Consider the following 20,632-nt stretch of genomic DNA (forward strand, 5'->3'; position numbering starts at 1 on the left):
CACTTTTTCAATCACAGACACTCACACTCGAAGGAAACCCACCATGAACTGGGATCGCATACAAGGCAATTGGAAGCAGGCGGCCGGCAAGGCCAAGGAGCAGTGGGGCAAGCTCAGCGACGACGATCTGGACGTGGTGGCCGGGCGCCGCGACCAGCTGGCCGGCCTGATCCAGGAACGCTATGGCCTGATCAAGGAAGAAGCAGAAAAGCAGCTGGCCGCCTGGGAACGCCGCGCCAGCGAAGGCTGGTTCAGCAGCCCGGCGCCCCCGCATGACGGCAAGGTTCCGAAAAAGTAAACGACCTCATCAGCCTGCGCATCACGAAGGACTGCCGCGGCGCCGGATCAGAGACCCTGGTCAGGCGCCGCTGTGCTTGATGCGGCCGTGGCGCCAGCGGCCGGGCGGGCTGTCCACATCTGCACCAGGTTCAAGCCCACGGCCAGCATGGGCGGGCCGATGAAGATGCCGATGAAACCGAAGGCCGCGATGCCACCGAACACGCCGAGCACGATCAGCAGCATGGGCAAGGCGCTGTGGCGGCTGATCAGCAAGGGCTTGACCACGTTGTCGATGCTGCTGATGGCCAGCAGGCCCCAGAGCAGCATGAACACCCCCCAGCCGGGCTGCTCCTGCTGGAACAGCCAGATGGTGGCGCCGCCCCAGATCAGCGGCGGGCCGACCGGAATCATGGACAGGAAAAATGTGGCCGCCGCCAGCACCAGGGCGCCGGGCACACCGGCCACCCAGAAGCCGGCCAGGGCCACCAGGCCCTGGGCCAAGGCAGTACCGAAGATGCCGTGCACCACGCCAGTGACGGTGTGGTGCACGGTGTCGAGAATCTCATCGCCATGCCCCCCGGCCAAGGTACCCAGCATGGCACGTGCGCTCGCGACCAGCTTCTCGCCATCGCGGTAGAAAAAGAACAGCACAAAGGCGGCGAACAGCATCTGGATCAAGCTGCCGGCCACGGCACGGCCGGCCACCAGCAACACGGTCTTGGTGGGCTCGATCAGGCTTTTGAGCAGGGCCACGAACTCCTCGCGGCTGTCGGCGATGCGGTGCCAGTAGTTGTCCAGCGGCACGCCAACAAGGGGCAGCTCGCGCAACCAGGCCGGTGGCGGCATGGGCCCGGCGTCCAGCAGCAAACGCACACGCTCGACGGCATGGGTCACATCATCAGCCAGACTCATGGCCAGCAAGCTGCTGGGACCGATGACCAGCACGACCAAGAGCAAGGTCATCACCGCGGCAGACACGGTGGCACGCCCGTTCAAGCGACTCCGCAGGCGCAGATGCAAGGGCCAGCTGGCCGAGCAGGCCACGGCGGCAAACAAAAGGGCCGGAATGAAGGGCTGCAGGATCTGGAAGCAGCCGATCACGACGACGGACAGGGCGGCGAGCTGGATGTAGTGCTGCAGCTTGGAATTCACGGGACACAAGACTCCATGCGGGGCCCGCACAGGCGGGCCGGGTGGCGAACCACGAGACCCGCCGAGCATAGCCGCTGCATTGCCCCGGTGCCGTCAGGCACGGGCTTCAGCGATTCATGCTGTCGGCATAGGGCTTGCTGCCATAGTAGGCATGGACACCCCGCGCCCACTCGGCATCGGCCATATCGGGCCACTGCGATTTGTCGAAACCGGGCGCGCCCTGCAGGCGCTCACGCTCGACATTGAGCACAAAGCGCTTGTGCAAGGTATCCAGGCGCAGGGCGCTGAAGGGCACGGCAAACAGCTTCTCACCCATGCCGAGAAAGCCGCCAAAGGCGAGCACGGCGTAGGCGACTTGGCCGGTCTTCATGTCCAGCATCAGCTCCTTGATGTCGCCCAGATCGTCCTCGCTGAGGCTGACCACATCGTTGCCGATCAAGGTGTCGGCGCCCATCAGCTGCGGGCCGGGGCCGGTGCCCGTGCTGTTGCTGCTCTTGCGCTGCGCATTGCTCTTGTAAATGCCGTAGGGATCGCGGTCTTCGTAGCTCATGGTGTGGGTCCTCCAGGGCCGCCGGGATGGCAGCTCAGAACTCCAGCCTAGGGCGGGTGCCTGGCCCCGGTCTGTGCCCTAGCGCACCAGGCAGGCGCGGCAGGGCGGCGCAGCAAGGCGGCACGGCAAGCGCGGTGCGCTGGCGAACCGACTCCGGGCCTCGGCGCCGCTACAACCGCGTCACCGGCTTCGCCTCCTCCACGACCAAGGACGTCATGAAAACACGCAGCACCCTGCACCTGCCCGTACGCCCCGGCACGGCCCCGACGCCGACGCCGGCTCGCGAGTTCATCTTCCCCCTGCCACAGCCGCGCGCACGTCGGCCGCGGCAGGCCGAGCTCGGTGTGGAAGACGAGCGGCAGCCCAGCCTTGAGCCAACTGGCACACCACCCACGACCTCGCTCCGGACGCCCGGATGAACGCGGGCCTGTACCTGCTGGCCCTCTTGCTCTTGCTGCCATCGGTGGCACTGGCTGGCTGGATGTGGTGGACGCTGGCGGCCTTCCATCTCGAGGATCTGCAACTCGCGGAAATCGGCACGGCCGACTGGGAGGCATGATCCATTCGGACCCAGGAGCGGGCCCGGGCTTGATATAAAGCGCAGCTTGATGATTCCCCACGCCTGTTTGCGCAGGCGCCGCTGCGATGTCTGGCTCCCACTCCGGCCCTTCGGGCTCCGCCCTCCTCCCTCACCCCCGCGCAGCGACGCGCCCCGCTCGCTTCAAGCAGCAGCTGCGCGCATGGCCTCTGGCCATCAGCCTGGCCAGTGCCGGCCTGGGGCTGCTGAGCCTCCCTCTGCATGCCGCCGAAACCGCGCCCGTGGGTGCGAGTGCGCCCGCGGCCAGCGCCAAGCGAGCCATCGACCACGCCGCGTACGCCGGCTGGCGCAGCATCCAGGGCACGGCCCTGAGCCGCGACGGCCAGTGGGCGGCTTACGCCCTGGTTGGCCAGGAAAGCGATGGTGAGCTGGTGCTGCGCCGCCTGGCCGATGGCCAGGAATGGCGCGTGCCGCGCGGCACGGCGCCGGTCTTCAGCGCCGACGGTCGCTTTGTCGCCTATGCCCTGCAGCCCAGCCGCGCCGAGCTGGACAAGGCCAAGAAAGACAAGAAAAAAGGCGATGACGCGCCCAAGCCCGGCGCCGGCTGGCTGGACCTGAGCAGCGGCAAGCCCGAGAGCCAGGAGCGCGTCAAGCGCTTCGCCTGGGCCGAGGACGGCGGCAGCCATCTGGCCCTCTTGCTGGAGCCGGTCAAGGAAGCCGCCAAGAAAGACGAGGCCGCCAAGGCCAAGACCGATGAGGGCAAGGAGGCCGAGCAGGCCGATGACCAGACCGCCGCCGCTTCGGCCACGAACAGCGCCGCCGGAAAAAAGAAAGACAGCGGCAGCGAGCTGCTGCTGATCAACGCTGCCACCGGCCAGCGGCAGAGCCTGGACAAAGAGGCCAGTGATTTCGTCTGGGCGCGCAACGGCCAGCGCATCGCCTATGCGGTCAGTGTGAAAGAACCGTCAGGCAAAGCCGATGCCGCCACCACCGCCAAGGCGCGAGCGCGCGAAGGCGTCTACCTGCTGGAGCTGGGCGCGGAGAACGCCACGCCGCAAGCGCTGCTGGCCGGTGCGGGCAGCTACAGGCAGCTGGCTTTTGACCGCAGCGGCCAGCAACTGGCCTGGCTGAGCAACCGTGACCATCTGGCAGCGCAGGCGGCTAAGACGGAAGACAAGTCCGAATCCAAAGCCGAGGACAAAAAAGACAAGGCCGAAGAGCCGACACCGTTCAAGCTCTTCTTCTGGCGCGCCGATCAGAAAACCGCACTGGCCGTGGTCAGCGCCGAAACCGCCGGCCTGCCCGCCGGTTGGGCCCCGAGCGAGCATGGGGCCTTGAGCTTCAGCAAGGACGGCCAGCGCCTGTTCCTGGGCACCGCGCCCCTGCCCAAGGCCGAGCCCAAGGACGCGCCCGAGCCGATCAAGGTGGACCTCTGGCACTGGAAAGACCCCGAGCTGCAATCGGTGCAGAAGGTCAAGGCCGACAAGGAACGCCAGCGCAACTACCGCGCCGTGCTGCATCTGCCCGCGACGGGCAGCGAAGCGGCGCCGCGCCTGGTGCAGCTGGCCCGCACCGAGCTGCCCACGGTGGTGATCAACGACAACGCCGAGATGGGCCTCGGTCTGTCCGAGCTGCCCTACCAGATCGAAGCCTCCTGGCAGGGGCAGAAGCAGGATGCCTACGCCGTCAACCTGCAAACCGGCGAGGCCAAGCTGCTGGCCCGCAAGCTCAAGTTCGCACCCAAGCTCTCGCCGACCGGCCGCTATGTGCTGGGCTATCAGGTCGAGGACCGCGGCTGGTGGGCCTGGGACACGCGCAGCGGCCAGGCGCAGGCACTGACCGCCAAGCTCAGCAAGCGCAGCGGCCTGCGCTTCGACAACGAGGAGCGCGACACGCCCGGACCGGCTGAACCCTATGGCTCGGCGGGCTGGACCGAGGGAGATGCCAGTGTTGTGCTCTACGACCGCTACGACCTTTGGGCCGTGCAGCTCAGTGACCTGAGCACCCGCAACCTCAGCCAGGGCTGGGGTCGCAAGAACGGCCTGCAGCTGCGCCAGATCGTGCTGGACATCGAAGAGCCCGAGCACAAACCCCTGCCTGCCGCGGGCCTGATGCTGGGCGCCACCCATCTGCTCAAGCGCGACACCGGCTTCTACCGGCTGCCCCTGTCCGGCGGCCAGCCGCAGCGTCTGCTGCATGCCGACAAGCTGCTGGGCACGGTGATCAAGGCCAAGCAGGCCGACACCCTGCTCTACACGCAGCAAAGCTTCAGCGAGTTCCCCGACCTCTGGGCCAGCAACACCGCCCTGGCCGCGCCGAAGAAGATCAGCCAGGCCAACCCACAGCAGGCTGGCTACCTCTGGGGCACCCAGGAGCTGATGGATTACACCAGCGCCGACGGCAAGAAGCTGCAAGCCCTGCTGACCAAGCCCGAGACCTTCGACCCGGCCAAGAAGTACCCGGTGATGGTCTACATCTACGAAAAGATGACGGACAAGCTGCACAACCATGTGGCGCCGGCGCCGGGCCAGAACATCAACCCGACGCGCTATGCCAGCCAGGGCTATCTGGTGCTGCGCCCCGACGTGGTGTTCAGCGTCGGCCACCCGGGCCAGAGCGCCATGAACACGGTGCTGCCGGCGGTGCGCGAGTTGCTCAAGAAAGGCTATGCCGATCCCAAGCGCGTGGGCATCCAGGGCCACAGCTGGGGCGCCTACCAGATCAATCACATGCTGACGCGCACGACGATGTTCCGCGCGGCGGAAGCTGGCGCCTCGATGGCCAATATGGTCAGCGGCTACGGCGGCATCCGCTGGGGCACCGGCATCAGCCGCGCGGTGCAGTACGAACAAGGCCAAAGCCGCATCGGCGCCACGCCCTGGGACAAGCCGCAGCTCTATCTGGAGAACTCGCCCATCTTCCAGATCCACAAGGTGCAAACGCCCTACCTCACCGTGCACAACGATGAGGACGATGCCGTGCCTTTCTACCAGGCCATCGAGTTCTTCACCGCCCTGCGCCGCCTGGGCAAGGAAGCCTACTGGTTCAACTACAACGGCGAGAAGCACGGCCTGCGCGAGCGCGACAACATCAAGCACTTCAGCCTGCATATGGCCGAGTTCTTCGACCACTACCTGCTGAACGCGCCACGCCCGGCTTGGATGGACCAGCCCGTGCCCTGGCTGGAACGCGGCAAGCGCGATGTGTCGGATGCCTACAAGCCAAAGGCTGCTGAAGCAGCGGGCAACAAAGCAGGCTCAGCAAGCGCTGCGGCCGCCACGTCTCCGTAAACCGTTAGCCCATCAGCACAGCCCGGCACCACAAGGTGACCGGGCTTTTCTTTTGCGCCCACTGCTCAGATGAATAAGAAAATCGAGCGCACAAAGCAAAAACCCCTGATCAGCTTTCGCTCATCAGGGGTTTCGCATTTTTGCAGCGTCTGTTTTCGACTTTGCAGTCTGCCAACTTCAGCTGGCGGAGTCGGAGAGATTCGAACTCTCGATGCAGGTTTTGCCCACATACTCCCTTAGCAGGGGAGCACCTTCGGCCACTCGGTCACGACTCCAGCGTAGCCTTGCATTCTATACGAAGAATTTCAGGCTTCGCAAGAACTTCTTCAAGATTTTTCGTCTTGGTCCAGATCGAAGGCCTTGTGCAGCGCGCGCACGGCCAGCTCCATGTACTTCTCGTCGATCACGACCGAGGTCTTGATCTCGCTGGTGGAGATCATCTGGATGTTGATGCCCTCTTCGCTCAGCGCGCGGAACATCTTGGAGGCCACGCCGACATGCGAGCGCATGCCGATGCCGACGATGCTGACCTTGCAAATGCGCGGATCACCGACCACCTTGGAGGCATTGGTGGCGGGGCCAACCTTGGTCTCCAGCAGCTCCAGCGTGCGGGCGTAATCGTTGCGCGGCACGGTGAAGCTGAAGTCGGTCTTGCCGTCATGCGAGACGTTCTGGATGATGACGTCGATGTCGATATTGGCATCGGCCACCGGGCCCAGGATCTGGAAGGCAATGCCCGGCTTGTCCGGCACGCCCAGCAGGGTCACCTTGGCTTCGTCACGGTTGAAGGCAATGCCCGACACGACGGCTTGTTCCATTTTCTCGTCCTCTTCAAAACTGATCAGGGTGCCGGACTTGGCTTCCTCGTTGATATCGATGTCCCAGGGCGTGAAGCTGGACAGCACGCGCAGCGGCACGCGGTACTTGCCCGCGAACTCGACCGAGCGGATCTGCAGGATCTTGGAGCCCAGCGAGGCCATCTCCAGCATCTCTTCGAAGCTAATAGTGTGCAGGCGGCGGGCCTCCGGCACGATGCGCGGGTCGGTGGTGTAGACGCCGTCCACATCGGTGTAGATCAGGCACTCATCGGCCTTCATGGCCGCAGCGATCGCCACGGCCGAAGTGTCCGAACCGCCACGGCCCAGGGTGGTGATGTTGTTCTCTTCGTCGATGCCCTGGAAGCCAGCGATCACGACCACCTTGCCGGCGGCCAGGTCGGCACGCACGCGGGTGTCGTCAATGCTTTCGATGCGGGCCTTGGTGTAGGACGAATCGGTGGCCACAGGCACTTGCCAGCCGGTGTAGCTGACCGACTCCAGGCCCTCGGACTGCAGGGCAATGGCCAGCAGGCCCACCGAGACCTGCTCGCCGGTCGAGGCAATCATGTCCAGTTCACGGTTCAGCGCGGCGCTGCTGCCGGCGGGCGCCAGCTCTTTGGCCAGGCCCAGAAGACGGTTGGTTTCACCGCTCATCGCCGAAGGCACGACCACCATCTGATGCCCGGCACGGGCCCATTTGGCGACACGTTTGGCGACATTGCGGATGCGCTCGGTCGACCCCATCGAGGTGCCGCCGTACTTGTGAACAATCAATGCCATAAGGGTCAGTTCGTCACGCGCGGAAAGGGTGGGAAACCCGGTCGGGTGGGGTGCGCCGCGGTCGCAGCCGAAGATTCTAGCTGCTGCATTGCAGCAATATGACGCCCTCCCCCGGGCCTGCGGGAGCCGGCTTACGCATCCGGCGCAGGCTCACTCTCACCCAGACGAAGCCAGCGAAGCTGCAGCTGCGGCACGCCCGGCGGGGCCCAGCTGCGGGCATCCAAACCCAGGCCTGGCGCGAACAGGACTTGCTGGGTATCGGCCTTCAGCAAGAGCGGCCCCTCGCGATGCCAGGCCGGCAGCGCCGCGCTCTGGTAGGCCTTCTTGAGACCGCGCGCCACCCCGCGCGGCTGGCGTTGAAACTGCTCGCCGCCCTGCCGGGCCCGCATGCAGACCTGGGCCAAGCTTTCGGCCAGCACCCCGCCATCACTCGCCGCCACGACCTCCCAGGCGCCGCCCCAATCGGGCTGCGGATAGACGCCCGGCCGGCTCAAATCGAGCAGCTTCGCCTCACCGACCAGCGCTCCCGCCTGCAGCGCAGGCTGCCAGCTCAGATGCTCACGGTAAAGGTGCAAGACACCGGGGCCGCAGGGCCAGCTGAGGGTCGATTCCACGTCTTCACGCGCCAGCAGCTCGGTGACCCGACGGGCCGACGCGACCTGCCCCGTTTGCTGATGCAGCCAGGCCCGCAAGGCATTGCTGGCACGCGCCGGGCTGAGCGTTCGCAAGGCCGGCAGATGCAGGCCTTGCGGACTCAGCAAAGCCGGCAGGTCCTGCTCGGCCATCTCGCGCTGCAAGGCCAGCGCCTGCTGGGCCCACTGCGCACCCAGGGCCAGGCTGCGTTCGGCCGCAGGAAAGGCCTGGGCCAGCGCCGGCCAGACCTGCAAGCGCAGGCGATTGCGGCTGTAACGTGGGTCGCTGTTGCTCTCGTCCTCGACAAAGCTCAGGCCCTGCACTTCGACGTAGGCCTCGATGGCTTCGCGGCCCTGTTGCAACCAGGGTCGGGCCCAAACCAGATCGGCGTTGCCGCCGCGCTGCTGCAAGCGGGGCATGCCCGCCAAGCCAGCCACACCGCCGCCGCGCAGGGCTTGCAGCAGCAGGGTTTCGGCCTGATCGCGCCGGTGGTGGGCCATGAGGATGAGCGTGGCGCCGGCCTCGATCGCCATCTCGGCCAAGGCCGCGTAGCGCCCCTCACGAGCCCAGGCCTCGATGCTCTGCCCCGCAGCGGGCTCGCCCGCCAAGCGCCGGTGACGAAACTCGACCGGCAGGCCTTGTGCCGCCCATTCCCGGCACAGCGTTTGCCCGTGCTGCAGCCAGACATCGGCTTGCGAGCTCAGGCCGTGGTGGACATGGAGGGCCAGCACCTGCACAGGCGCCTCCAGCGTGCGATTCAACGCCTGGGCCTGGCGCGCCACGCAGTAGAGCAAGGCCGTCGAATCCCGGCCGCCGCTGAAGGCCACGGCCACGAGCCGGGGCTGGGCCAGATCGACATTCAGCTTGAGATTCGGCACGGCAAGACATCGCCCATGAAAAACGGGCCCCTCGGGGCCCGGTGTTCGCGATCCGCGGAGGGATCAGCGGCTCTTGGTGTCGCCAAAGCGACCATAGGCCTGCAGACGCTCGTAACGGCGGTCCAGCAGCTCCTTGGGCTTGAGGTCGCTGACCTGGCGCAGGGCGTCGCTGAGAGCGCGCTTGAGGTTGGAGGCCATCTGCTTGTTGTCGCGATGGGCGCCACCGACCGGCTCGTTGACGATCTTGTCCACCAGGCCCATGGCCTTCAGGCGGTGGGCGGTGATGCCCAGGGCGCTGGCGGCTTCCGAGGCACGCTCGGCGGACTTCCACAGGATGGAGGCACAACCTTCCGGCGAGATCACCGAGTAGGCCGAGAACTGCAACATCAGCACCTGGTCGGCCACGCCGATGGCCAGGGCGCCGCCCGAACCACCTTCGCCGATCACGGTGGCGATGATGGGCACTTCCAGCTGGGCCATCTCGAAGATGTTGCGGCCGATCGCTTCCGACTGACCGCGCTCCTCAGCACCGATGCCAGGATAGGCGCCCATTGTGTCGATCATGGTGAAGACCGGCAGGCCGAACTTCTCGGCCAGCTTCATCAAACGCAGGGCCTTGCGATAGCCCTCGGGGCGCGGCATGCCGAAGTTGCGCAGTGCGCGCTCTTTCGAATCGGCGCCACGCTGGTGGCCGATCACCATGCAGGCCTGGCCATTGAAACGGGCCAAGCCGCCGACGATGGCCGCGTCATCGGCGAAATGACGATCGCCGTGCAGTTCCTGGAATTCGGTGAAGACCTCGGCGCAGTAGTCCAGGGTCTGGGGGCGCTGCGGGTGCCGGGCGATCTGGTAGACCTGCCAGGGCTCGACGTTGGCATAAACGTCCTTGGTCAGCTGCAGGCTCTTCTTGGAGAGCCGGTCGATCTCTTCGGAGATGTCCACCGCCGATTCGCTTTGCACATAGCGCAGCTCTTCGATCTTGGTTTCCAGCTCCGCAATGGGCTGCTCGAACTCGAGAAAATGTTTTTTGCTCATCCTGCGATTTCGTGTCAGTGAGGAGGGTCCGGAGACGACTCAAGCCGCCATTTTACGGGAGGCGGGAGACGGGCGAATCAGGGCTGCACCGGGGCCGGATCGAGGCTGCGCCAAATGTACCATGTGGCCACCGAGCGGTAAGGCGCCCAGGCGTCGCCCAGCTCGCGCGCCTCGGCCCGCGACACCGGCTCGCCGGAAAAGTACAGATCGCTGATGCCCTTGATCAAGCGCGGATCGTCCAGCGGCAGCACATTGGGCCGCGTCAGGTGGAAGATCAGGAACATCTCGGCCGTCCAGCGGCCGATGCCACGGATGGCCACCAGCTCGTCGATGATGGCTTCGTCGTCCATCTGCGTCCATTGCTTGACATGGACCTGGCCGTCTTCGAAATGCTGGGCCAGATCGCGCAGGTACTCGATCTTGCGGGCCGACAGACCCGCGCCGCGCAGCGACTCGGTGGGCTGCGCCAGCAAGGCAGCCGGCTGAATCTTGGCGGCATTGCCGGGCAGCAAGGCCACGAACTTCTCCCAGGACGCCTGGGCCGACTTGGCCGAAATTTGCTGGCCGATGATGGAGCGGGCCAGGGTGGTGAAGGCATCGGCCCGGCTTTGCAGGCGGGCCTCACCCCACTGAGGGATCAGCTTCTTCAGCACCCGATCGCGCTTGACGAGATGGCGGCAAGCCTCATCCCAGTAGTCCGGGGTCACCCCGGCTGCATTGGCGCGCACCACGCTCAGGCTCGCGACCAGGTGGTGCCAGCGGCGGAGTCCTGCAAGACGATGCCTGCGGCCAGGAGTTCGGCGCGGATGCGATCCGCACCGACGAAATCACGCGCGGCCTTGGCGGCGGCGCGGGCTTCGATCTGCGCCTGAATGGCGGCTTCGTCCAAGCTGGCGCCGGCCTGCAAGTACTGGCGAGGCGGTTGCTGCAACACACCGAGGGTGCCAGCCAGCTTCTTCAACAAGGCCGCATCCGCCAACGAACGCGTGCGGTTCACTTCGCTGGCCAGCTCGAACAACACAGCCAGGGCGCCCGGGGTGTTGAAGTCATCGTCCATGGCCGCACGGAACGCCGCGGCACGCGGCTCGCTCCAGTCCAGCTCAGCCAGCTCCGGCACCTCCAGCCCATCGAGCGCGGTGTAGAGACGGCGCAGCGCGGCGCGCGCGTCGTCCAAGTTGGCATCGCTGAAATTGAAGGGGCTGCGGTAATGGGTGCGCAGCATGAAGTAGCGCAGGGTTTCGCCGTCGTAGGTCTTCAGCACATCCTGGATGGTGAAGAAGTTGCCCAGGCTCTTGGACATCTTCTCGTTGTCCACATTCAGGAAGCCGTTGTGCATCCAGACGTTGACGAAAGAATGGCCCAGCGCGCCCTCGCTCTGAGCGATTTCATTCTCGTGGTGCGGGAACTGCAGATCCATGCCGCCGCCGTGGATGTCGAAACGCTCACCCAGCAAGGCGCAGGACATGGCCGAGCATTCGATGTGCCAGCCGGGGCGGCCCGGGCCGTAGGTGCTGGCCCATTTGGCGTCCTCGGGCTCGCTCTCCTTGGCGGATTTCCACAGCACGAAGTCCAGGGCGTCGAGCTTGCCGTCGTCTACGGCCACGCGCTCGCCGGCGCGCAGATCGTCCAACGACTTGCCGCTGAGCTTGCCGTAGCCGGGGAATTTGCGCACGGCGTAGTTCACATCGCCGTTGCTGGCCCGGTAGGCCAGGCCCTTGTTTTCGAGCGTGCCGATCAGGTCCAGCATTTGGCCCACGTAATCGGTGGCGCGCGGCTCATGGGTCGGGCGCTCGACGCCCAAGGCGCCGATGTCGCGGTGCATGGCGGCGATCATCTCGTCGGTCAGCTCGCGGATGCTGATGCCGCGCTCGACCGCGCGCTTGATGATCTTGTCCTCGATGTCGGTGATGTTGCGCACATAGGTCACGCGGTAGCCCGAGGCCTTGAGCCAGCGCTGCACCACATCGAAGGCCATCATCATGCGGGCATGGCCCACATGGCAGAGGTCGTAAATCGTCATGCCGCAGACGTACATGCGCACATGGCCGGGTTCGATGGGAGCGAAAGGCTGGACCGAGCGGGTCAGCGTGTTGTAAATGCGAAGAGACGACATGGGTGCTTGAGCCAGGATTTACGCGCCGAGCCGACAAAAGACGTCAAAGTGGCTGGCGAGCCTGCGAAGCGCGCGGAGGCATGGGCTGCGGCCGGTTCGGCTTCAAGCGATGCTCACACTGCTTCGAAGGCCGGCCGGACGACTGTGGGCGGGCGCCGTAGAATGAGCCTCAGTATACCGGCAGGGTTCTGCAGCCAAGTCCTGGCACTTACCCGCCAAGCTGCCCCACTTGCGCCCCATGCCCGACCAAACTCTGCCCTCCCCCCTGCTTCCAACACCCCGCCGGCAGCCTCGGCTGCGGGCACGGCGGCCGTTCCTCACCGCACTGCTGACCCTCGGCCTGCTGGCACCGGCTTGGAGCCAGGCCAGCGAGCTGGACATCGCCCAGCGCCAGTGGCTGGCCGGCCAGCGCCAGCAGGCCGTAGGCACGCTGGAAGCGGCCCTGAAGCAAACCCCTGACGAGCTGAAGCTGCGCTTCGCCCTGGGCGTGATGCGCATGGAGATGGGTCAGCTGTCCAGCGCCCAGCAGATCTTCATCCAGCTGACGGAAGACTTTCCCGACCTGGCCGACCCCTACAACAATCTGGCCGTCATCCATGCCGGCCAAGGCGACCTGGACCGGGCCCGCAACGAGCTGGAACAGGCCCTGCGCCTGCAACCCAGCCACGCCCAGGCCCAGGAAAACCTCGGCGATGTGCTGTTGCGCCAGGCACTGCGGGCCTACCAACGCGCGCAAGAGGCCATGGCCGCCCCGTCGACCAGCCTGGCGCTCAAACTCAAGCGCACCCACGATCTCTTGCAGGAAGCGTCAAGCCGCAGCCGCTGAGCGGCCAGAGAGACAAGACCTTTCACGAGCGAAGGCGTTGCCGGCCTGAAGCCGGCGGCGCACCGACAATCGCGCCGCTTCAATCCAATTCACAGACCCCAAGATCCCCGGAGGAATGCGTCCCATGCCAAGGAATTTCGTGCAGTCCCTGAGCCGCCGCCTGGCCCTGTTCTCGCTGGCCGCCCTGGCCGTCTGCAGCGCCGAGGCCCAAGCCCCGCTGGCCACGCCAGCCTCGGCCGCGGCCGTGCCGCAAATCAACCCGACCGTGTTCGTGCGCCTGAGCACCAGCGAAGGCGAGATCCGCATCGGCCTGGATGCCGACAAGGCACCCAAGACCGTGGCCAATTTCCTGCAGTACGTGAAGGCCGGCCACTACAACGGCCTGATCTTCCACCGCGTGATCGAGAATTTCATGATCCAGGGCGGCGGCTTCACCAAAGACCTGCAGCAGCGCCCGACCAAGCCGCCGATTCCGCTGGAATCGCGCAACGGCCTGAAGAACCTGCGCGGCACCCTGGCCATGGCCCGCACCAGCGATCCGAACTCGGCCACCTCGCAGTTCTTCATCAACACGGTGGACAACGCCTTCCTGGACGCTGACAACTCGCGCGACGGCAATGGCTACGCCGTCTTCGGCCAGGTGCTCGAAGGCATGGACGTGGTCGACAAGATCCGCGCCACGCCCACCACGGCCCAAGGCCCGCACCAGAACCTGCCGCAAACCCCCATCACCATCACCAAAGCCCTTGTGGAGCCCAAGAAATGAGCAAGATTGTTGAACTGCACACCAACCACGGCCTGATCCGCGTCGAACTCGACGACGTCAAGGCCCCGATCTCGGTCGCCAACTTCCTGTCCTATGTGAACAACGGCCATTACAACGGCACCGTGTTCCACCGCGTGATCAAGGGTTTCATGATCCAGGGCGGCGGCTTTGAAGTCGGCATGAAGCAAAAGCCGACGGCGGGCGAGATCCAGAACGAAGCCAACAACGGCCTGAAGAACGACCACTACACCCTGGCCATGGCCCGCACCAACGCGCCGCACTCGGCCACCGCCCAGTTCTTCATCAACACCACCAACAACGGCTTCCTGAACTTCAAGTCCGAGTCTTCGCAAGGCTGGGGTTATGCCGTGTTCGGCCGCGTGATCGAAGGCAAGGAAGTCGTTGACGCCATCGAGAAAGTCAAGACCGGCCGCTCGGGCTTCCATGACGATGTGCCGCTGGAAAACGTGGTCATCGAGCGCGCGGTCGAAGTTGCGGCCTGAGACGCCTTCTGCGGCGTCAGCGCCGGCCGTAGCAGCAGCGGAGGCTGAACCCCGCCCTGCCCTGCCGGCTTTTGCCGAGCTGAACGTGCCCGCCGAGTGGCGCCGGCTGGACTTTCTGTCCGACCTGCACCTCTCGCCGGACACGCCAGCCACCCTGGCCGCCCTGGCCGCCCATCTGCAGGACAGCAGCGCCGAGGCGATCTTCCTGCTGGGCGATATCTTCGAAGTCTGGATCGGTGACGACGCCCGGCACCAGGACTTCGAAGCCTCGTGTGTGGAACTGTTGCACGCCGCCAGCCAGCGCCACACCCTGTTCTTCATGGCCGGCAACCGCGACTTCCTCGTCGGCCCAGACATGCTGGTCGCTTGCGGCATGCAAGCCCTGGCCGACCCCACGGTGCTGAATGCCTTCGACCAACGCTGGCTGCTCAGCCATGGCGATGCCTTGTGCCTGGACGACAAGCCCTACCAGGCCTTCCGCGCCCAGGTGCGCAGCGCCGCCTGGCAGGCGCAGTTCCTGGCTCGCCCCCTTGAAGAACGCCGCGCCCTGGCCCGCCAGATGCGCGAGGCCAGCCAGGCCGGCCAAGCCGAGATGAGCGTGTACGCCGATCTGGACAGCGCCGCCTGCGTGCAATGGCTGCAAGCCTCCGGCTGTGGCGACCTGATCCACGGCCACACCCACCGGCCAGCCCGGCATGAGCTGGCGCCGGGTCTGCGCCGCCATGTGCTGTCGGACTGGGATTTCGAAGGCGCACAGCCGCGCGGCGACCTGCTGCGTTTGCGGCACGCCGGCCTGCGCCGCATCGACCTGGCCTGATGGGCTGGCTGGGCCACGTTCTCTCGCGTTTGCAAGCGCTGCCCGGCGCCTGGCGCCGGCAGCGCGAGCAACGCACCGTGGAGCGCCTGGCGATCCCCGAGCCGCTGTGGCAGCTGACCCTGCTGCGCTACCCCTTTCTCGCCCAGCGCTCCGCCGAAGACCTGAAGGAGTTGCGCCGCCTGTGCTCGCTGTTTCTCGACAGCAAGGAGTTCCACGGCACGGCCGGCTTTGAAGTCAGTGATGAAGTCGCCCTGGCCGTCGCGGCCCAGGCCTGCCTGCCGGTGCTGCACCTGGGGCTTGCCTGGTACGACGGCTTCGTCGGCATCGTCATGCATGAGAGCGAAGTGCTGGCACGCCGCGAGATGATGGACGAAGACGGCATCGTCCACGCTTTTGACGAAGAGCTGGCCGGCGAAGCCATGGAAGGCGGGCCCTTGATGCTGAGCTGGCAAGCCATGGCAGCACACCCCGATCCCGCCCTGGACCCCGGCGACAGCATCTTCAACGTCGTCATCCACGAGTTCGCCCATGTGATCGACATGCGCGACGGCTGGGCCGATGGCGTGCCACCCCTGCCCAGCCTGGCTGAGCGCGAGCGCTGGCTGGATGTGATCGAGCCCGAGTGGCAAGCCTTCTGCGCCCGCGTGGACGCAGGTGAAGCCACCTTGATCGACCCCTACGGCGCCGAGAGCCTGGAAGAGTTCTTCGCCGTGGCGGTGGAGGCCTTTTTTGTGGCGCCCACCGAGCTGCGCCAGGAGCAGCCTTCGCTGTACCGGCTGCTGGCCGGCTTCTTCCGGCAAGACCCGGCGGCCTGACGCTTCGAAACAGCGGCACCCCCAATAAAAAGAAAAAGCCCCGAGACAGGCTCGGGGCTTGGGTGATTCGGGCGCCCGGCTCAGGGCGCCTCATCATCAAGCTCAGCTGGCCGTGGCCGGCTCCGCCTTGGGCTTGTTGTCCTTGGGCTTGCTCAGAGGCTGGATGTCCAGCTGGACCTCGCCAGCGCCATCGACATCCACACCCAGGCGACCGCCATCGACCAGGCGACCGAACAACAACTCGTCGGCCAAAGCGCGACGGATGGTGTCCTGGATCAGGCGCTGCATGGGGCGGGCACCCATCAGCGGATCGAAGCCCTTCTTGGCCAGCTGCTTGCGCAGCGCGTCGCTGAAGGTGACCTCGACCTTCTTCTCCTGCAGCTGGCTTTCCAGCTGCAACAGGAACTTGTCGACCACGCGCATGATGATTTCCTCATCAAGCGCACGGAAGGACACGATGGCGTCCAGGCGGTTGCGGAACTCCGGCGTGAACAGGCGCTTGATGTCGGCCATTTCATCGCCCTGCTGGCGCGAGTTCATGAAGCCGATGCTGCTCTTGTTCATCACTTCGGCGCCGGCATTGGTCGTCATGATGATGATGATGTTGCGGAAATCGGCCTTGCGCCCGTTGTTGTCGGTCAGCGAGCCATGGTCCATGACCTGAAGCAGAACATTGAAGACATCCGGGTGCGCCTTCTCGATTTCATCGAGCAGCAGCACCGCATGCGGCTTCTTGGTCACGGCCTCGGTCAGCAGACCGCCTTGGTCGAAACCGACATAACCCGGAGGCGCGCCGATCAGGCGGCTGACCGCATGGCGCTCCATGTACTCGGACATGTCGAAGCGAATCAGTTCGATGCCCAGGATGTAGGCGAGCTGCTTGGCCACCTCGGTCTTACCCACGCCGGTCGGGCCGCTGAACAGGAAAGAACCAATCGGCTTGTCCGGCTTGCCCAAGCCGGAGCGCGCCATCTTGATGGCAGCGGCCAAGGCATCGATGGCCGGCTCCTGGCCGAACACCACGCTGTTCAGATCACGATCCAGGCTCTTGAGCTTGCTGCGGTCATCGCTGGACACGGAGGCGGGCGGGATGCGCGCGATCTTGGCCACGATGTCTTCCACCTCGCTGCGCGTGATGGTTTTCTTCTGCTTGCTCTTGGGCAGGATGCGCTGGGCAGCGCCGGCCTCATCGATCACATCGATGGCCTTGTCCGGCAGATGGCGGTCGTTGATGTACTTGGCCGAGAGCTCGGCCGCCGCCTGCAGCGCACCCAGGGCGTACTTGACGTTGTGGTGCTCTTCGAAGCGCGACTTCAGACCCTTGAGGATCTCGATGGTCTGCTCGACGGAAGGCTCAGCCACATCGACCTTCTGGAAGCGACGGCTCAGGGCCGCGTCCTTCTCGAAGATGCCCCGGTACTCGCTGAAGGTGGTGGCGCCGATGCACTTCATCGCGCCGGAGCTCAGCGCCGGCTTGAGCAGATTGCTGGCGTCCAGCGTGCCACCCGAAGCCGCACCGGCACCGATCAGGGTGTGGATCTCGTCGATGAACAACACGGCATGCGGCTGGTCCTTCAGCTGCTTGAGCACGGCCTTCAGACGCTGCTCGAAGTCACCGCGGTACTTGGTGCCGGCCAGCAAAGCGCCCATGTCCAGCGAATACACCACGGCTTCAGACAGCACCTCGGGCACATCGCCCTCGGTGATGCGCCAGGCCAGGCCCTCGGCGATGGCCGTCTTGCCCACGCCGGCTTCGCCCACCAGCAGCGGGTTGTTCTTGCGGCGGCGGCAGAGCACCTGAACCACACGCTCGACCTCATGCTCGCGGCCGATCAGCGGATCGATCTTGCCGTCCTTGGCCAGCTGGTTCAGGTTCTGGGTGAACTGCTCCAGCGGAGAGCCCTTGCCCTGACCTTCGCCCTCTTCGCGTTCGGTCTCGGCGCCAGCACTGCCCTCCTGCCCCTTGGGCGGCTCGGGCGGATCGGACTTCTTGATGCCGTGGGCGATGAAATTCACCACATCCAGACGCGTCACGCCCTGCTGGTGCAGGTAGTAGACGGCGTGCGAATCCTTTTCGCCAAAGATGGCGACCAGCACATTGGCGCCGGTCACTTCCTTCTTGCCGCTGCCCGTGGACTGCACATGCATGATGGCGCGCTGGATCACGCGCTGGAAGCCCAGCGTCGGCTGGGTGTCCACCTCATCGGCGCCACCCACGGTCGGGGTGTTTTCCTTGATGAACTGCGTCAGGCTCTTGCGCAGATCGTCCAGGTTGGCCGAGCAGGCGCGCAGCACTTCGGCAGCGGAAGGGTTGTCCAACAGGGCCATCAGCAAGTGCTCGACGGTGATGAACTCATGGCGCTGCTGGCGTGCTTCCACGAACGCCATATGCAGGCTAACTTCAAGCTCTTGCGCAATCATGCGGCCTCCATAATGCACTGCAAAGGATGGCCGGCGCGCCTTGCGGCCGCCAGCACCAATTCGACCTTGGTCGCCGCAACGTCCTTGCTGAAGACGCCGCAGACCCCACGCCCATCGTGGTGGATTTTGAGCATGATCTGGGTGGCCGTATCCAGGTCATGTCGGAAATATTCCTGCAAAACCATGACCACGAACTCCATGGGTGTGAAGTCGTCGTTGAGCAGCAGCACTTGGTAGAGGCGCGGCGGCTCGGTTTTTTGCGTCAGACGCTCAACAGTGGTCGTACCGTCGGCATCTTCACGCCCGGGCGGCAATCCGGGTGGCATTGGCGGTTGACTGGGGAAATCTGGCATGGATTGATTCTATCGAGAGCCACCGATACCCGCTGGCCCTCCGAAATCCATCTTGCGCCGACTGGGGAGAAAACAAGAGTGAAATTAGACCCGCGCCCCGGGCTTTTTCATCAAACGCAGGCACCCAAGGGTCTCCCCCATCCGGGCAGGCCCTGAATTGACAGCGCACAGGCCGCCGCCAAAAATCCGCCGCGGTGCAATAGACACCGGGACGGAGGCGTTATGACGATAGGAACGGTGAAGTGGTTCAACGATGCCAAGGGCTTTGGCTTTATTGAACCCGAAGCGGGCGGCGAAGATGTGTTCGCGCATTTTTCAGCCATCCAGATGGAGGGTTTTCGAACCCTGCAACAAGGCGGCAAGGTGAGTTACGAGCTGGTGCAAGGCCCCAAAGGCCAGCTGGCCCAGAACATCACCCCGCTGTATTCCACGGCCGCGCAAGCGCAGGAAGAACTCAGCGAAGCCGCCTGAGACTGGCGCTCGCTGGTGGCAACACTGGCGAAACGCTGAACACTCGGTCAGCCCGCTGACCCCAGGCGAAGAGGACCCACCGCCCGGCCATGTGCCACGGCTCAGTCCCCCAAGCAAAAAGGCCCGCAGATGCGGGCCTTTTTTTGTGCGCTGCAGGTCTCCGGCGCCAGGGCCGGAACGCCAGCTCACATGTGGTCGATCATGACCTGACCGAAGCCAGAGCAGGACACTTGCACCGCGCCGTCCATCAGGCGTGCGAAGTCGTAGGTGACCCGCTTGCTGGCGATGGCGGCTTCCAGCGAAGCGATGATCAGGTCGGCTGCTTCCGTCCAGCCCAGGTGGCGCAGCATCATCTCGGCCGAGAGGATCTCGCTGCCCGGGTTCACATAGTCCTTGCCGGCGTACTTGGGCGCGGTGCCATGGGTGGCTTCGAAGCAGGCGACCGAATCGGACATATTGGCGCCCGGGGCGATGCCGATGCCGCCCACTTGCGCGGCCAAGGCGTCGGAGATGTAGTCGCCATTCAGGTTCAGCGTGGCCACCACCGAGTACTCGGCCGGGCGCAGCAGGATCTGCTGCAGGAAAGCATCCGCGATCGAGTCCTTGATGGTGATGGGCTTGCCATTCTTGGGGCTGATGAAACGGCACCAGGGGCCGCCATCGATCAGTTCGGCACCGAATTCCTTCTGCGCCAGGGCGTAGGCCCAGTCACGGAAGCCACCCTCGGTGTACTTCATGATGTTGCCCTTGTGCACGATGGTCACGCTGGGCTTGTCGTTGTCGATGGCGTACTGGATGGCTTTGCGCACCAGACGCTCGGTGCCTTCACGCGAGACCGGCTTGATGCCGATGCCCGAAGTCTCCGGGAAGCGGATCTTCTTGACGCCCATTTCCTCTTGCAGGAACTTGATCAGCTTTTTGGCCTTTTCGCTTTCGGCCTCGTACTCGATGCCGGCGTAGATGTCTTCCGAGTTCTCGCGGAAGATCACCATATTGGTCTTCTCGGGCTCCTTCAGCGGCGAGGGCACGCCCTTGAAATACTGCACCGGGCGCAAGCAGACGTAGAGATCCAGCTCCTGGCGCAGCGCCACATTCAGCGAGCGGATGCCGCCACCGACCGGGGTGGTCAGCGGGCCCTTGATGGAGACCACATAGTCGCGCAGCACTTCCAGGGTCTCGGCCGGCAGCCAGACATCGGGGCCGTAGACACGGGTGGCTTTCTCACCGGCGAACACTTCCATCCACTGGATCTGGCGCTGGCCACCGTAAGCTTTGGCCACCGCGGCATCGACCACCTTGATCATCACCGGCGTGATGTCCGCGCCCGTGCCGTCACCCTCGATGAAGGGAATGATGGGCTGATCCGGCACATTCAGCGAATGGTCGGCATTGACGGTGATTTTGGCGCCCTGGGCAGGGACCTGGATATGCTGGAACATGTAGGAGGTACTCCGAAGGGGACGGGATGCCCTCTCGTAGAGGGCAGCCAAAAATTCTAGCGGCATTCAATGACGAAGCCGGGATATGAAAAAGCCGATGCAGGGCACCGGCTTTCTCTCGGGGCCGCTGCCGTTTGCAGGGTGCAAACGACAGC

19 protein-coding genes and 1 tRNA gene are annotated in these 20,632 nt (G+C 65.0%); 9 read left to right on the forward strand and 11 right to left on the reverse strand.

Annotated elements, in window-relative coordinates; genetic code table 11:
- Positions 1–43: 43 nt before the first annotated feature.
- Entirely contained in the window at positions 44–298 is a 255-nt protein-coding gene (locus tag OOB33_RS19160) for a CsbD family protein (RefSeq protein ID WP_271009819.1), read from the forward strand.
- A 47-nt stretch (positions 299–345) separates the two neighbouring features.
- Here OOB33_RS19160 and OOB33_RS19165 read toward each other — a convergent pair whose 3' ends face one another.
- Positions 346–1,431 (reverse strand): AI-2E family transporter, encoded by a 1,086-nt coding sequence (locus OOB33_RS19165; protein ID WP_271009820.1) that lies wholly within the window; start codon positions 1,429–1,431, stop codon positions 346–348.
- 106 nt (positions 1,432–1,537) lie between these two features.
- Positions 1,538–1,981, reverse strand: a complete 444-nt coding sequence (locus OOB33_RS19170) for a PRC-barrel domain-containing protein (RefSeq protein ID WP_102767156.1) — start codon at positions 1,979–1,981, stop codon at positions 1,538–1,540.
- 415 nt (positions 1,982–2,396) lie between these two features.
- Between OOB33_RS19170 and OOB33_RS19175 the strand changes: the two genes are divergently transcribed.
- Positions 2,397–2,540 carry a hypothetical protein gene (locus tag OOB33_RS19175; protein ID WP_165794512.1) on the forward strand — a complete coding sequence of 48 codons (144 nt, stop codon included), beginning with the start codon at positions 2,397–2,399 and terminating at the stop codon, positions 2,538–2,540.
- 86 nt (positions 2,541–2,626) lie between these two features.
- Complete coding sequence (locus OOB33_RS19180; RefSeq protein ID WP_271009821.1) at positions 2,627–5,809, forward strand: prolyl oligopeptidase family serine peptidase; 3,183 nt, start codon at positions 2,627–2,629, stop codon at positions 5,807–5,809.
- A 182-nt stretch (positions 5,810–5,991) separates the two neighbouring features.
- Here OOB33_RS19180 and OOB33_RS19185 read toward each other — a convergent pair.
- The 6 genes from OOB33_RS19185 to cysS form a co-directional block, all read right to left on the reverse strand.
- Positions 5,992–6,084 (reverse strand) — tRNA-Ser (locus OOB33_RS19185).
- Between the two features lie 51 nt (positions 6,085–6,135).
- Positions 6,136–7,407 carry an aspartate kinase gene (locus OOB33_RS19190; protein WP_271009822.1) on the reverse strand — a complete coding sequence of 424 codons (1,272 nt, stop codon included), beginning with the start codon at positions 7,405–7,407 and terminating at the stop codon, positions 6,136–6,138.
- Between the two features lie 131 nt (positions 7,408–7,538).
- Positions 7,539–8,918: a tRNA lysidine(34) synthetase TilS gene (gene tilS, locus OOB33_RS19195; RefSeq protein ID WP_271009823.1), complete on the reverse strand. Its 1,380-nt coding sequence runs from the start codon at positions 8,916–8,918 to the stop codon at positions 7,539–7,541.
- A 63-nt stretch (positions 8,919–8,981) separates the two neighbouring features.
- Positions 8,982–9,953 (reverse strand): acetyl-CoA carboxylase carboxyltransferase subunit alpha, encoded by a 972-nt coding sequence (locus OOB33_RS19200; RefSeq protein ID WP_102767159.1) that lies wholly within the window; start codon positions 9,951–9,953, stop codon positions 8,982–8,984.
- 77 nt (positions 9,954–10,030) lie between these two features.
- Complete coding sequence (locus OOB33_RS19205) at positions 10,031–10,684, reverse strand: DNA-3-methyladenine glycosylase family protein (protein ID WP_102767160.1); 654 nt, start codon at positions 10,682–10,684, stop codon at positions 10,031–10,033.
- A 2-nt stretch (positions 10,685–10,686) separates the two neighbouring features.
- Positions 10,687–12,066, reverse strand: a complete 1,380-nt coding sequence (gene cysS, locus OOB33_RS19210; RefSeq protein WP_271009824.1) for a cysteine--tRNA ligase — start codon at positions 12,064–12,066, stop codon at positions 10,687–10,689.
- 238 nt (positions 12,067–12,304) lie between these two features.
- Between cysS and OOB33_RS19215 the strand changes: the two genes are divergently transcribed.
- The 5 genes from OOB33_RS19215 to OOB33_RS19235 all read left to right on the forward strand — a co-directional run bounded on the left by OOB33_RS19215 (position 12,305) and on the right by OOB33_RS19235 (position 15,793).
- Entirely contained in the window at positions 12,305–12,892 is a 588-nt protein-coding gene (locus OOB33_RS19215; protein WP_271009825.1) for a tetratricopeptide repeat protein, read from the forward strand.
- Between the two features lie 124 nt (positions 12,893–13,016).
- The gene (locus OOB33_RS19220; RefSeq protein ID WP_102767163.1) at positions 13,017–13,658 is read left to right on the forward strand and encodes a peptidylprolyl isomerase; all 642 of its coding nucleotides are present in this window, start codon (positions 13,017–13,019) and stop codon (positions 13,656–13,658) included.
- The gene (locus OOB33_RS19225) at positions 13,655–14,161 is read left to right on the forward strand and encodes a peptidylprolyl isomerase (RefSeq protein ID WP_271009826.1); all 507 of its coding nucleotides are present in this window, start codon (positions 13,655–13,657) and stop codon (positions 14,159–14,161) included. Before OOB33_RS19220 ends, OOB33_RS19225 begins: the two co-directional genes overlap by 4 nt.
- 85 nt (positions 14,162–14,246) lie before the next feature.
- Complete coding sequence (locus OOB33_RS19230) at positions 14,247–14,978, forward strand: UDP-2,3-diacylglucosamine diphosphatase (protein WP_271009827.1); 732 nt, start codon at positions 14,247–14,249, stop codon at positions 14,976–14,978.
- Positions 14,978–15,793, forward strand: coding sequence for a zinc-dependent peptidase (locus OOB33_RS19235; protein ID WP_271009828.1), 816 nt, complete (start codon positions 14,978–14,980; stop codon positions 15,791–15,793). The genes OOB33_RS19230 and OOB33_RS19235 overlap by 1 nt, the downstream gene beginning before the upstream one ends.
- Positions 15,794–15,895: 102 nt before the next feature.
- Here the strand turns inward: OOB33_RS19235 and clpA are convergent, their stop codons facing one another.
- On the reverse strand, positions 15,896–18,214 hold the full coding sequence (gene clpA, locus OOB33_RS19240) for an ATP-dependent Clp protease ATP-binding subunit ClpA (protein ID WP_102767167.1): 2,319 nt from the start codon (positions 18,212–18,214) through the stop codon (positions 15,896–15,898).
- Complete coding sequence (clpS, locus tag OOB33_RS19245) at positions 18,211–18,567, reverse strand: ATP-dependent Clp protease adapter ClpS (RefSeq protein WP_171825978.1); 357 nt, start codon at positions 18,565–18,567, stop codon at positions 18,211–18,213. The genes clpA and clpS overlap by 4 nt, the downstream gene beginning before the upstream one ends.
- 222 nt (positions 18,568–18,789) lie before the next feature.
- Here clpS and OOB33_RS19250 point away from each other — a divergent pair, with 222 nt between their 5' ends.
- A complete protein-coding gene (locus tag OOB33_RS19250) occupies positions 18,790–19,038 on the forward strand; it encodes a cold-shock protein (protein ID WP_102767169.1) in 249 nt (82 codons plus the stop codon).
- A gap of 185 nt (positions 19,039–19,223) precedes the next feature.
- Here the strand turns inward: OOB33_RS19250 and icd are convergent, their stop codons facing one another.
- Positions 19,224–20,477, reverse strand: coding sequence for an NADP-dependent isocitrate dehydrogenase (gene icd / locus OOB33_RS19255; protein ID WP_102767170.1), 1,254 nt, complete (start codon positions 20,475–20,477; stop codon positions 19,224–19,226).
- Between the last annotated feature and the right edge of the window lie 155 nt (positions 20,478–20,632).

Source organism: Paucibacter sp. B51, assembly GCF_027863535.1.
GTDB lineage: Bacteria > Pseudomonadota > Gammaproteobacteria > Burkholderiales > Burkholderiaceae_C > Paucibacter_A > Paucibacter_A aquatilis.